Source organism: Kitasatospora sp. CB02891 (assembly GCF_002803145.1).
Lineage (GTDB): Bacteria > Actinomycetota > Actinomycetes > Streptomycetales > Streptomycetaceae > Kitasatospora > Kitasatospora griseola.
Genome location: NZ_NNBO01000028.1, coordinates 1 through 12,606, shown reverse-complemented (window position 1 = coordinate 12,606; position 12,606 = coordinate 1). Strand labels below are relative to the sequence as shown.

13 protein-coding genes and 1 tRNA gene are annotated in these 12,606 nt (G+C 72.0%); 6 read left to right on the top strand and 8 right to left on the bottom strand.

The window, feature by feature from the left end:
* Positions 1 to 3 precede the first annotated feature (3 nt).
* The 3 genes from CG736_RS35415 to CG736_RS35405 form a co-directional block, all read right to left on the bottom strand.
* On the bottom strand, positions 4 to 591 hold the full coding sequence (locus CG736_RS35415) for a hypothetical protein (RefSeq protein WP_100590206.1): 588 nt from the start codon (positions 589 to 591) through the stop codon (positions 4 to 6).
* Positions 592 to 684: 93 nt separating this feature from the next.
* On the bottom strand, positions 685 to 1,563 hold the full coding sequence (locus CG736_RS35410; RefSeq protein ID WP_232734386.1) for an enoyl-CoA hydratase/isomerase family protein: 879 nt from the start codon (positions 1,561 to 1,563) through the stop codon (positions 685 to 687).
* Positions 1,564 to 1,589: 26 nt separating this feature from the next.
* Positions 1,590 to 2,147 carry a GNAT family N-acetyltransferase gene (locus CG736_RS35405; protein ID WP_100590205.1) on the bottom strand — a complete coding sequence of 186 codons (558 nt, stop codon included), beginning with the start codon at positions 2,145 to 2,147 and terminating at the stop codon, positions 1,590 to 1,592.
* Positions 2,148 to 2,207: 60 nt separating this feature from the next.
* Between CG736_RS35405 and CG736_RS35400 the strand changes: the two genes are divergently transcribed.
* Positions 2,208 to 2,840 carry a TetR/AcrR family transcriptional regulator gene (locus CG736_RS35400; RefSeq protein WP_100590204.1) on the top strand — a complete coding sequence of 211 codons (633 nt, stop codon included), beginning with the start codon at positions 2,208 to 2,210 and terminating at the stop codon, positions 2,838 to 2,840.
* Between the two features lie 49 nt (positions 2,841 to 2,889).
* Here CG736_RS35400 and CG736_RS35395 read toward each other — a convergent pair.
* Positions 2,890 to 2,962: transfer RNA gene (locus CG736_RS35395), tRNA-Arg, on the bottom strand.
* A gap of 615 nt (positions 2,963 to 3,577) precedes the next feature.
* Here CG736_RS35395 and CG736_RS38745 point away from each other — a divergent pair.
* The 5 genes from CG736_RS38745 (at position 3,578) to CG736_RS35370 (ending at position 9,039) form a co-directional block, all read left to right on the top strand.
* Positions 3,578 to 4,186 (top strand): single-stranded DNA-binding protein, encoded by a 609-nt coding sequence (locus tag CG736_RS38745; RefSeq protein WP_100590203.1) that lies wholly within the window; start codon positions 3,578 to 3,580, stop codon positions 4,184 to 4,186.
* Between the two features lie 272 nt (positions 4,187 to 4,458).
* The gene (locus CG736_RS35385; RefSeq protein WP_198520711.1) at positions 4,459 to 5,871 is read left to right on the top strand and encodes a Cys-Gln thioester bond-forming surface protein; all 1,413 of its coding nucleotides are present in this window, start codon (positions 4,459 to 4,461) and stop codon (positions 5,869 to 5,871) included.
* A 211-nt stretch (positions 5,872 to 6,082) separates the two neighbouring features.
* Entirely contained in the window at positions 6,083 to 7,747 is a 1,665-nt protein-coding gene (gene ettA / locus CG736_RS35380; RefSeq protein WP_043909927.1) for an energy-dependent translational throttle protein EttA, read from the top strand.
* A 103-nt stretch (positions 7,748 to 7,850) separates the two neighbouring features.
* The gene (locus CG736_RS35375; protein ID WP_083462158.1) at positions 7,851 to 8,288 is read left to right on the top strand and encodes a thioesterase family protein; all 438 of its coding nucleotides are present in this window, start codon (positions 7,851 to 7,853) and stop codon (positions 8,286 to 8,288) included.
* Between the two features lie 58 nt (positions 8,289 to 8,346).
* Positions 8,347 to 9,039: a hypothetical protein gene (locus tag CG736_RS35370; RefSeq protein ID WP_100590201.1), complete on the top strand. Its 693-nt coding sequence runs from the start codon at positions 8,347 to 8,349 to the stop codon at positions 9,037 to 9,039.
* Positions 9,040 to 9,052: 13 nt separating this feature from the next.
* On the opposite strand, the gene CG736_RS35365 is transcribed toward CG736_RS35370, so the two are convergent.
* From CG736_RS35365 to CG736_RS35350, 4 genes are all read right to left on the bottom strand, one after another.
* Positions 9,053 to 9,487, bottom strand: a complete 435-nt coding sequence (locus CG736_RS35365) for a globin (RefSeq protein WP_369880811.1) — start codon at positions 9,485 to 9,487, stop codon at positions 9,053 to 9,055.
* Between the two features lie 83 nt (positions 9,488 to 9,570).
* Positions 9,571 to 10,692 (bottom strand): ABC transporter permease, encoded by a 1,122-nt coding sequence (locus tag CG736_RS35360; protein WP_100590200.1) that lies wholly within the window; start codon positions 10,690 to 10,692, stop codon positions 9,571 to 9,573.
* Complete coding sequence (locus CG736_RS35355) at positions 10,689 to 11,606, bottom strand: ABC transporter ATP-binding protein (protein ID WP_100590199.1); 918 nt, start codon at positions 11,604 to 11,606, stop codon at positions 10,689 to 10,691. Before CG736_RS35355 ends, CG736_RS35360 begins: the two co-directional genes overlap by 4 nt.
* Positions 11,607 to 11,774: 168 nt before the next feature.
* The coding region (locus CG736_RS35350; RefSeq protein WP_157815864.1) for an FHA domain-containing protein at positions 11,775 to 12,606 on the bottom strand (832 nt) is incomplete at its 5' end.

Below are 12,606 nucleotides of genomic sequence, written 5' to 3'. Positions count from 1 at the left end.
CGGTCAGCGGGCGGACCAGAAGGCCAGCCCGGCGGCGGCAGCCCCCACCAGTGCGCCGACCACCGTCTGGGCCCGGGTGTGGTCCCGCAGCACCACGCGGGACCACCCCACCAGCGCCACCCCGGGCAGCAGGAGCAGCCACCAGGGGCCGAGCGCGATCGCGGTGCAGACGATCGCGCCGCTGAGCACGGCGGTGTGCACCGAGACCTTCCACCACACCGTGATCGCCATGATCGGCACCAGCGAGGCGAACATCGCCAGCACCATCGCGGTCAGGTCGGCCGGGGCGTCCAGGAACGCCATCGTCAGCAGGCTGACCAGCACCGACCCCATGATGAACGGGATCACCACCAGCCGGCGGCGGCGCTGCCCGACGTGCCGGTCCTCGATGCTGCCCCGGCGCACCCCGCGGACGATGAACCAGGTCGGTATCACCGCGGCGAACAGCGCGGCGAACGCCGCCCAGGCCAGTCCCGCCCAGCCGTACCGGCCCACGCCGATCAGCGGCAGCACCGCGATGATCACGTTCTTCGGCTCCACGCCGTCGCTGATCCGGGAGGCCCAGGCGGTCTCGACGGCGGGGGTGGACATGCTGCTCCTTCGGCCGGGCCGGACTCGCGGTGTGACGATCCGATCACCGGAGATTGTGCAGCACCTCCGAGCAACCCCGGGCCGCAGGGCGGCTCAGAACTCCGGCTCGCGTCGTTCCAGGAACGCCGCCAGGCCCTCGCGGACGTCCGGTGCGGTGCGGGAGGCGCGTTCCCAGGGCTCCAGGGCGGCTGCGGCGCTCTCCGGAGCGGCGGCCAGGGCGGCTTTGGCCGCGCCGATGGTCTGGGGCGAGCGGTGGGTCAGCAGGCGGGCGAACTCGCGGGCGCGGGCGTCCAGTTCGGCGGGCGGGAGGACTTCGTCGAGCAGGCCGAAGAGTTCCGCGCGGGCGGCCGGGACGAGGGCGCCGGAGAACAGCAGGTACTTGGCGCGGGCCGGGCCGACCAGGGCGGCCAGGCGGAGCGTCGGCACCGCCGGGTACACCACGCCCAGCTTGGCCGGGGTGATGCCGAGGCGGGCGTCCTCGGCGGCGAACCGCAGGTCGCAGGCGACCGCCAGCTGGCAGCCGCCGCCCACGCAGGCACCGTGGATCACTGCCAGGGTCGGCCGGGGGAACGCTGCCAGCGCCTCCTCGGCCGCCACGTTCAGCGCGTGGTAGGCGTCCGCGGCGGCCGGATCGGCGTACACGTCGGCGAGTTCGGCGATGTCCGCGCCCGCCGAGAAGGCGCCCTCCGCGCCGGTCAGCAGCAGCGCCCGGACGTCGGCCCGCGCGCCCAGCTCGGCCAGCAGGCCCGGCAGCGCCCGCCACATGGCGCCGGTCACCGCGTTGCGGCGCTCGGGCCGGTCCAGCAGCACCGTCGCCACCCGGTCCGCGCCCACCCAGCAGCGCAGGCCGTCCACGCCGGTCGGCAGCTCGGTGTCCCCGGGGCCGGGGCGGTCGAGCGGAACGGTGCTCGCGGACATCACGGCCTCCGGGAAGGTGGAGAAGGGGGACGGGTCGTCAGCCTTCCACAGCACGCCGGGCGTTCACCAGGTGATCAGGATCAAGCGGAGGCGCCCTGCGCCCGCCACTCCGGGGCCAGCATCGACCAGACCTCCAGGTCGAGGCGCTCGCCGAGGTGCTCGGTGGACTGGCGCATCGTCCCGTCCAGCGTCATGCCGAGGCGCTGGGCGACCGCGCGGCTGGCCGGGTTCACCGTGGAGTTCCACCACTCGGCGCGGTGCAGGCCGCGCTCCAGGAACGCGTAGTCCAGCAGGCGCCGGACCGCGGCGGTGACCAGGCCGCGGCCACGACCGGCCGGCTCCGTCCACGCGCCGATCTCGCACACCCCGGTCCCGGTCTCGAAGCGGACGAACATCACCCCGCCGACCAGGGCGCCGCCGAGCCAGATCCCGTAGATCCGGCCGGAGTCGCTGCTCTGCCGGTCGGCGTACCGCTGCAGGGTCGCGCGGGCCGACTCCGGATCGGTGCTGAAGGTCGCCCACGGGATGAACGGGTCGACGGTGGCCCGGGCGCGGTCGATGTGCGCCAGGAACTCCTCGGCCTGCCAGGGCTCCAGCGGGCGCAGCTCGGCGTCCTCAGCCAGTGCGACGGTGTACATGGGCAACCCCTCCGGCGGTCCGACATACATAACAAACGTTTGGTAGGTACCCTAACGCGCATGACACCACCCGCCCGCGGAGACCACGAAGCACGCCGCCGGGACGTCTCCGAGGCGGTCTGGCGGGTGCTCGCCGCCCGCGGCTTCGGCGGACTCACCCTGCGCGCCGTGGCCGCCGAACTCGGCGCCTCCACCGGGCTGCTCACCCACTACTTCCCGAACAAGCGGGCGCTGGTCGCCCACGCGCTGGACGTCCTCGACCGGCAGGCCGCCGAACGCCGCCGCCCCGCCACCGAGGAGGCCGCCACCGCCCGCGGCCTGGCCGTGCTGCGCGCCGCCCTGCTGGACATCCTGCCGCTGGACGGCGCGGGCGCGGCCGGCAACCGGATCTGGGTCGGCTCCTGGGACGCGGCGCTCACCGACCCCGGGCTGACCGCCGAACACGCCGAGCGCTACCGCCGGGCGCGGCGGCGGATGACCGAGCTGTGCGCCGAGGCCCAGGAACGGGGGGAGCTCCCCGCCGACCGGCCGGCCGCGGACCTCGCCGCGCTGGCGCAGTCCTTCGCGCTCGGACTGGTGGTGCAGGCCCTGTTCGCGCCCGCCGAATTCCCGCCGGAGCGTCAACGCGCCCTGCTGGACGGCTTCCTGGCCGCCCTGGTGACGGGGGAGCGGCCGGACCCGGTCGGAAGCTGACCGGGGCGGGGGTGGGGCTCCTCGGCGGGTGCCGGGTCGGAGCCTGGTGTGCCCCCAGCAGGATTCGAACCTGCGACCTACCGCTTAGAAGGCGGGTGCTCTATCCGCTGAGCTATGGGGGCCGGGTGTGACGTCGGCCCGCTTGCCGGGCCTGGGCACCGGGACGGGATGTTCCGGGACAGGATACGGGTGTTCAGTTCTGCCACCTGGACTTCGAAGACCGGACCGGGGTGTGTCGGCCTCCACGGGGCGGTCCGATAATCGCAGGTAGTGCTCTGGTGCGCAGCGTTCTGCGGCGTCCCGGAGCCGGACGTTGTGCAGTCGTTACGGGGCTGCCGCCCCACCCGTTATGCATTCGGCGCGGCAATCCCCCGGGCGGGCCCGCGGGTGGGGGCATGTTTTGGGGTTCGTTCAGGCGGATGACATGGACGGGGCGAGTTGACGCCCACTCGTTCGGGGTTTCGGCGGTGGAGTTCAGGTGTCCTGCAGGTGCACGACCCTCTTTGTCGTGGACACGCCCTGCGGTCGTCACGTCGCGTGATCGATTCCGAACAGGAAATTACCGATATTTCACTCCTGCGAGTTACCCCGGTTTTCCACAGGGCCGAGTTTTCCACAGGAGAGGGGAAGTCGCCGGTCCGAATTCACCGGCAGGTGGAGGATCTGTCCGCGGCGGAAAATCCCGTCGGCGAATAGCGGACCGGCCGGTGCGGCGGCCGGAGAACGGAGGCAGGGAAATGGACGGCGCGCTGGTGACGATGGTCGGCAATGCGGCCTCGAATGTGACGTACCGGGAGACGGCCGGCGGGGTGGCCGTCGCCACGTTCCGGCTGGCCGCCACCGAGCGGCGCTACGACCGGGAGCGCGGCGACTGGTCGGACGGCGAGACCACCTGGGTGACGGTGGTGGCCTGGCGGCGGCTCGCGGTTAACCTGGTCGGCTCGGTCAGCAAGGGAGATCCGGTGCTGGTGAGCGGTCGGCTGCGGGTGCGCGAGTGGGGGGAGGAGGGCAGCCGGCGCACCGAGGTGGAGATCGACGCCCGCGCGGTGGGTCACGACCTCACTCGCGGCACCTCCCTCTTCAAGCGCGCGGTGGAGGCCAAGGCGGCGGCGGTGCAGGGGAGTTCGGCGGCCGAATGGCCGGCGGGCCCGGCGCGGGGCGGGTCGCGGGCGGTGCGGCTGGTGGAGGAGGCGGTGCCGGAGTGGATCGTCAAGGCGGTGGCGGCCCGCCGGGAGGCCGAGGCGGCGGCGGGCGCGGCGGGCGGGTCGGCGGGCGGCCCGGCCGGTGGGGGCGGCGGGCCTGCGGGGCCGGAAGGTTCGGATGTGACGGAGGAGGTTCTGAACTGACGGATTCTGGGCACCTGAGGCACCGATCGGTGCAATCCTGATTGCCGCGGCGGCCGCCCCGTGACTTTATGTCGACTCATCAACTCCCGTTGACAGCCTGCTCTTTGATAACGAAACAGCCACGATATCGTCCTGATTTGCTACGGCCCCCAGGTGCTCGGGCCGCGTCAATAGGATGCGTCTGGTCCACACACGTGCAGCGGCGCCACAGGGGGTGCCGCTTTGCAGGGGGCGGGTTGCCACCGGCACGTCGCCGCCCGGAGGGATCGCACATGTTCCACAAGCAGAGGCGGGCTGTCTCCCGCGTCGTCGCTGTCATGCTCGCGTCGGGGCTGGTCGTCGGGTCGGGGCTGCTCGCCACCGGCACGGCCGCCGCCGCCGACGGTCCGTCCTCGGGCGTGACCGGGAAGCTGCAGGGCAACGTCCTCTACGGACAGAAGACCGAGTCCGAGACCCGCCCGGGCCACTGGCTGCCCGTCACCGCGGGGCAGCTCACCCTCGGGGTGACCGGTACCGAGTCCACCCTGGCCGTCTACTGCATCGACCTGCTCAACGACACGATCAAGACCGCCACCTACCACGAGACCGACTGGGCCTCCACCTCGCTCTCGCAGCCGGAGAAGGTCAAGGCCAAGGCCGGCCCGAAGATCCAGTGGATACTCGAGAACTCGTTCCCGAACATCGACGAGGTCGCGCTCTCCAAGTCGTCCGGGATCGACGGCCTGACCAAGAGCGACGCCGCCGCGGGCACCCAGGTCGCGATCTGGCACTTCTCCGACCCGAACATCCCGGTCCGGATGGCGGGTGACTACCCGAAGACCGAGAAGCTCATCGCGTGGCTGATCGCCCAGGCCGAGGCCAAGGGCGGCGCCGAGGAGCCCAAGCCCTCGCTGGCGCTCAACCCGGGCTCGGTCGCGGGCAAGAGCGGCGAGCTGGTCGGCCCGATCACCGTCACCACCGGCGGCGGCGCCGCCGACGTCACCGTCGCGCTGGACAAGAAGGGCACCGACGCGGGCGTCAGCCTGGTAGACAAGAGCGGCGCCCCGGTGAAGACCGCCAAGAACGGCGACCAGCTGTTCGCGAAGGTCCCGGCCGGTGCGGACGCGGGCACCGCCACCATCACCGCGGACGCCACCGCCACCGTCAAGCTCGGCCGGGCGTTCGTCGGCGACGACAACGGCAAGCACAGCCAGACGCTGATCCTGGCCGGCAGCAACAAGGTCAAGGTCAACGCCCTCGCCACCGTCGCCTGGGCGCCCGCCGGCCCGATCCCGACCGCCATCGGCAAGGTCGACTGCACGCAGGGCGCGCTGGTCCTCACCGTCTCCAACAAGGGCGACCGGGACTGGAACTTCACCGTCGGCGGCAAGAACGTCACCGTGAAGCCCGGCGCCACCCAGGACGTCGTCCTGCCGGTCGCCGAGGACACCGCCTACAACTTCACCGTCACCGGCCCCGGTGGCTTCTCGCAGACCTTCAGCGGCGTGCTGAACTGCAAGACCGACAGCAACACCCTGCCGCCGGTCACCCCGACCCCGTCGCCCACCCCCACCGGCCCTGAGCTGGCCTCCACCGGTGGCGGCATGGGCACCGGCGTCACCGCCGCGATCGCCGGCGTCCTGGTCGTCGCCGGTGGCGCCGCGGTCTACGGCCTGCGCCGCCGCGGCCGCCACAGCCGCGCCTGACCCGCACGCTGACCCTCCCCGGCCGCCCGCCGGGGAGGGGCGGCCCCGCCCCCGCACCGCGGGGGCGGGGCCGTTCGCGTGCCGGGCCGCCGCAGCCTGCGGCCCGGCCGGTCGCCGCCCGGCCCGAAGGGCGTTCGGGGCGGCATCGGCCTTACGGCACAATGGAAGGCTGCAAGCCGATTACTCGACGACGACGCCGGAGCGATCTCACGTGGCGGAATACATCTACACCATGCGCAAGGTGCGCAAGGCACACGGCGACAAGGTCATCCTTGACGACGTGACGCTCTCCTTCCTCCCCGGGGCGAAGATCGGCGTCGTCGGCCCCAACGGCGCCGGCAAGTCCACCGTGCTGCGCATGATGGCCGGCCTGGACCAGCCCTCCAACGGCGACGCCTTCCTCTCGCCGGGCTTCACCGTCGGCATGCTCCAGCAGGAGCCGCCGCTGGACGAGACGAAGACCGTGCTGGAGAACGTCCAGGACGGCGTCAAGGAGACCAAGGGCAAGCTCGACCGGTTCAACGAGATCGCCGAGCTGATGGCGACCGACTACTCGGACGCGCTGCTCGAGGAGATGGGCAAGCTCCAGGAGGACCTGGACCACGCCAACGCCTGGGACCTGGACGCCCAGCTGGAGCAGGCCATGGACGCGCTGGGCTGCCCGCCCGGCGACTGGCCGGTCACCAAGCTGTCCGGTGGCGAGAAGCGCCGCGTGGCGCTGTGCAAGCTGCTGCTGGAGCAGCCCGACCTGCTGCTGCTCGACGAGCCCACCAACCACCTGGACGCCGAGTCGGTGAACTGGCTGGAGCAGCACCTGGAGAAGTACCCCGGCACCGTCGTCGCGGTCACCCACGACCGGTACTTCCTGGACAACGTCGCCGAGTGGATCCTCGAGCTCGACCGCGGCCGCGCCTACCCGTACGAGGGCAACTACTCCACCTACCTGGAGACCAAGCAGACCCGTCTCAAGGTCGAGGGCCAGAAGGACGCCAAGCGCGCCAAGCGGCTCAAGGAAGAGCTGGAGTGGGTCCGCTCCAACGCCAAGGGCCGCCAGGCCAAGTCCAAGGCCCGCCTCGCCCGTTACGAGGAGATGGCGGCCGAGGCCGACAAGATGCGGAAGCTGGACTTCGAGGAGATCCAGATCCCGCCGGGCCCGCGTCTGGGCAGCGTCGTCATCGAGGTCGACCACCTCAACAAGGCCTTCGGCGAGAAGGTCCTGATCGACGACCTGAGCTTCACCCTGCCGCGCAACGGCATCGTCGGCATCATCGGCCCGAACGGCGCGGGCAAGACCACCCTGTTCAAGATGCTCCAGGACCTGGAGACCCCGGACAGCGGCACGGTCAAGGTCGGCGAGACCGTCAAGATCAGCTACGTCGACCAGACCCGCTCCAACATCGACCCGAAGAAGACCCTGTGGGAGGTCGTCTCCGACGGCCTCGACTGGATCAACGTCGGCCAGGTCGAGATGCCGTCCCGCGCCTACGTCTCCGCGTTCGGCTTCAAGGGCCCGGACCAGCAGAAGCCGGCCGGCGTGCTGTCCGGCGGTGAGCGCAACCGCCTGAACCTGGCGCTGACCCTCAAGCAGGGCGGCAACCTGCTGCTCCTCGACGAGCCGACCAACGACCTCGACGTCGAGACGCTGTCCTCGCTGGAGAACGCGCTGCTGGAGTTCCCCGGCTGCGCCGTGGTCATCTCCCACGACCGCTGGTTCCTGGACCGAGTGGCCACCCACATCCTCGCCTACGAGGGCGACAGCAAGTGGTTCTGGTTCGAGGGCAACTTCGAGTCCTACGAGAAGAACAAGATCGAGCGCCTGGGCGCCGATGCGGCCCGCCCGCACCGCGCGACCTACAAGAAGCTCACCCGCGGCTGATCCGCGGACGCACCGGCGGCCCGGCAGCCCACCCCCTCGGGGCGGACTGCCGGGCCGCGGCCCGTAGGCTTCCTGCGGGTCCACCTGATCTGAGGAGAACACCGTGGCACGTCACATCTACGCCTGCCCCCTGCGGTGGTCGGACATGGACGCCTTCGGTCACGTCAACAACGTGGTCTTCCTGCGCTACCTGGAGGAGGCCCGGATCGACTTCATGTTCACCCAGGCCGCCGAGGCCGGCGCCGGGGAGTTCGCGGGCGGGTCCGTGGTGGCGCGCCACGAGATCGACTACAAGCGCCCGCTGGTGCACCGCCCCGAGCCGGTCACCATCGAGACCTGGGTGACGAAGATCGGCGGAGCCTCGCTGACCGTCTCCTACGAGATCAAGGACGTCGCCGAGGACGGCACCGAGACGGTCTACGTCACCGCCTCCACCGTGGTCGTCCCCTACAACCTGGCCGAGGGCCGCCCGCGCCGGATCAGTCCGGTGGAGCGCGAGTTCCTCGCCCGCTTCATGGACGAGCAGCCCGCCGCCGTCTGACCGGCCTCTGCCGACGTCGCACCGAGACCGCCGCACTGACGAATCGAGCTGAACCCCGGTGACCGCGAACACCCGCCTCGACCTCGCCGACCAGGGCGAGGCCGCCGACCTGGCGGCCTTCCTGGGCCGGCTGCTCCGCTTCGACCGGGCCGCCGCGGTCCGGCTGCAGGCGGTGCCGGGCGCGGACGGCGGCGGGGTGCTGGCCGTGTTCGGGCGGCTGCCGCTGGGCGGGTCCGCGGTGCTCGCGCTGCGCACCGTCCGTCCGGCCGGCGAGGTGGCGGCGGCCGATCTGACCGTCTCCGCCGGGCAGTTGCTGGAGTCCGTGGACGAGCCGGGCGCCCGACTGACGCTGCCCGCCCCGGTCACCGGCCCGTCCTGGGCGGGCCTGCTGCCGCCGCGCTCCGGCTGGCAGCCGCTCGGGCAGCCGCCGGTCGACCTGGTGATGGACGAAGTGCGCGCCGCCGTCGCCGAGTTCAAGCGGCGCACCGCCGAGGTGCCGGAGCACCACCGGAGCCGGGAGGTGGTGGACGCGCTGGCGGACGAGATCTGGTCCCGGCCGCTGGGCGCCGTCGAGGGCCTGCCGCTGCGGGCCGCGCACGCCGCCCACGCGATCGGCTTCCTGCGGCCCGGCGCCCCGCTGCAGGCGCACCGGGCCGGCCCCTGGCTGCGGCTGGACGCCCCCGCCGGCTCGGTCGCCCTGCGGACCGGCGGCGCACCGGGCGCGGGCCTGGGCCTCAGCCCGCTGCGGTAGGCACGGGAAGGCCTCAGCCCGCCGTGTTGATCATCGCGGCGGCGGCGTACGTCATGTAGTTCCACAGCTCGCGGTCGTCCTCGGCGGGCAGCGCGAGCCGGTCGAGGGCGGCGCGCATGTGCCGCAGCCAGGCGTCGTGGGCGGCCCGGTCGACCTGGAACGGGACGTGCCGCATCCGCAGGCGCGGGTGGCCGCGGCGATCGCTGTAGGTGCGCGGGCCGCCCCAGTACTGCATCAGGAACAGCGCGAAGCGCTCCTCGGCGGGGCCGAGGTCCTCCTCCGGGTACATCGGGCGCAGCAACTCGTCCTGGGCGACGCCCTGGTAGAAGAAGTGGACCAGCCGGCGGAAGGTCTGCTCGCCGCCGACGCGGTCGTAGAAGCTCCGCTCCTCCGCCGCCGTCGTCTGCACGGTCTCCTCGTGTGCGGTGTCGCGCCCGGTGTCAGTCACCCGTCCATGGTCGCAGACGCCGACAGGGGCCGTACACCGGGACTTTCGGTGTACGACCCCGGTCGCGGGGAGGGTACGGACGGCTACGCGTCGTCCCAGTTGAAGAAGCGCCAGGCGATGGCGCTCAGCACCACCGTGAAGCCCAGCAGGATGCCCATTCCGGGCAGGGCCTCGGCGATGCCGCCGCCCTGGCTGAGCACCGACTTGGCGGGGTTGATCAGGTAGCGCAGCGGCAGGGCCCTGGAGACGTCCTGCAGCCAGCTCGGCGCGAAGTCCAGCGGGATGAACGCGCCGCCGAGGAAGGACATCGGCAGGATGATCAGCTGGTTCATGCCGTTCGCCGATTCCTCGGACTTCGCCAGCGAGCCGGTGAGCAGGCCGATCGACATGAAGGCCAGGGTGGCGCAGATCACCAGCGGGATCACCAGCCACCAGTTGCCGGTGAGCTTGAGGCCGAAGAAGTCGAGCTGCGCGACCGCGAGGAACAGCGCGGTCTGGGCGAGCGCCACGATCACGCTGACCACCACCCGGGCGGCGACGATGGTGCCCGCCGAGATGGGCGCCAGCCGCAGGCGGCGCAGCACCCGCTTCTTGCGCCAGGTCACCAGGGTGAACGAGGCGCCGTAGACGGCGCCCATGGAGACCGCGTAGGCGAGCAGGCCGGGCGTCAGGTACTGGATCGGCTTTGTGGAGTCGTCCTCGACCTTGGAGGAGTCCAGCGTGTACGCCGGGGTGGCGTGCGAGGACAGCTGGTTGGCGGTCTGCACCAGGGAGTTCACGATGCCCTGCACGGTGCCGGCCTTGACCTGGTCGGCCTGGCTGAACCGGAGCACCACCTTGCCGTCGGGGCCCTCGGACACCAGGCCGTCGAGCTCGCCCTTCTTGACCTTGGCGAGCGCGGCGTTCTCGTCGGTGAAGGTGGTGATCTCCAGGACGGACAGCGGGCCGTCCTTCTGGTCCTTCAGCTGGTCGAGCAGCTTGACCTGGCCGACCTCGGCGACCTTGACGTGCGAGGTGCCGCCGCCCTTGTAGAGGACGCCGAACAGCACCAGGAACATCAGCGGCAGTGCCAGCGTGAAGAACAGGGTGCCCTTGTCGCGGACGAAGCCGAGCAGCATGACCCGGGACAGTCCGACGAAGGCGTTGGCCTTCTCCCGTCCGCCGTCGACGGCGGGGGAGGTGCGGGCCTGGTCGGTGGCGGTCATGCCCGGTACTCCCGTCCGGTCAGCTGGAGGAAGACGTCCTCCAGGGTGGCGCCGCGGACCTCGAGGCCGCGCAGCGCGTTCTCCTCGGCCAGCATGGAGAGCACCGGCCCGGGCGCGTGGGTCGACAGGGCCAGGGTGGTGCCGTCGTCCTCCAGGTTGCTGAACGCGGCGCCCGCGGTGGTGAGCAGGTCACGGGCCCGGTCGGCGGTCAGCATTCCGGATTCCACCCGGATCCGGACGGTGTCGTCGATCTCGCGGACCAGGGCGGCGGGCGCGCCGGTCTTCAGCACCTTGCCGTGGTCCATCACCGAGACGCGGTCGCAGAGGATCTCCGCCTCGTCCAGGTAGTGGGTGGTGAGGACGACGGTGCGGCCCTCGGCGTTGATGTCGCGCAGCAGGTCCCACAGGTTGCGGCGGGCCTGCGGGTCGAGGCCGGTGGTCGGCTCGTCGAGGAACACCAGCTCCGGGTCGTGCACCAAGGCGCAGGCGATGGACAGGCGCTGGGCCTGGCCGCCGGACATCTTGTCGGTCAGCACGCCCGCGGACTCGGTCAGGCCGACCCGCTCCAGCATCGCGTCGGCGGCCTTCGGGCCGATGCCGTAGAAGGAGGCGAAGGTGCGGATGGTCTCGCGCGCGCTCAGCTTGTTGAAGAACGCCGACGCCTGGAACTGCACGCCGATGCGCGGCAGCAGCTTGGCGTTGCGCGGCCACGGCGACATGCCGAGCAGCTCGACACGGCCCTCGTCGGCCTCCCGGATGCCCTCCAGGATCTCCAGTGTGGTGGTCTTGCCGGCCCCGTTCGGCCCGAGCAGGCCGTAGAACTCGCCAGTGCTGACGGAGAGTGACACTCCGTCGACAGCCTGGACGTCCCCGTACCGCTTCCGGATCCCGTCCGCGGTTATTGCTTCAGTCATGGGGCGAAGCGTAGGGGGTGCGCGGGGCGCCAACGAACACTTTGGTGTGAATTTTTGATCGTTCGGTGATGGATCGCGCACACCGCGGACCGGCGGCGGGAGCGGTGAACGCCCCGCCGCCGGAGCGGCGATGACACGCCGTCAGGGCCGAGGCCCGCTGACGTGCGGTCAGGCCCGGTGCACCGTGATGGTGGTCCAGGCGCCGATGTGGATGCGGTCGCCGTCGTTCAGCGGGATCGCGGTGTGCGGCGGCAGGGTGTCCGGGCCGCCGTTGAGGGTGGTGCCGTTGGTGGAGTCCTGGTCGACCACCACCCAGCCGCCGTCCGGCTGTTCGGCCAGCAGGGCGTGCTGGTGCGAGGCGCCCGGATCCTCCGGGGAGACCGACAGGTCGATCTCCGGCACGGTGCCGCGCTGCTGGCTGCGCCGACCGATCCGCAGCTGGCCCCGGCCGGTCAGCGGGATCCGCCGCTCCGGGGTGTACGGCGGGAAGGCCAGCCCGGCCGCCTCCGGGCCGCTGCGCGCCATCATGTCGGCGAAGTAGTCGTGGTCGGCGGCCACCACGGCGAACCAGCTGGTGCGCTGCGGAGCGGCGACCGGCGGCCGGCCGTGCCCCTGCTGCCCGGGCGGGGTCAGCCGGAACGAGGTGCCGAAGTCGTCGTCGCTCTGCTGCGGGGGACGCTGCTGGTGCCCCTGCTGCGGGCCGGACGGCTCGGCGTAGACCGGGCCGGGGCGCTCGTAGTCGCCGTCGGGGAAGGCCGCCGGCGGCTGCTTGTCGAACGACGGCGCGGCCGGTCCGCCCGGTCCGCCCGGCGCGGCCGGGTAGCCGGGCGCGGGCTGCTGGTAGCCCGGCCGCTCGTACGGGGACTGCGGCTCGTACGGGGACTGCGGCTCGAACGGCTGCTGCGGCCGCTCGAACGGCGTCGGTCGTTCGAAGCCGACCGGCGCGGGTGCGGCCGGTTCGAACGCGGACGGCTCGAATCCGGACGGTTCGAACCCGGAC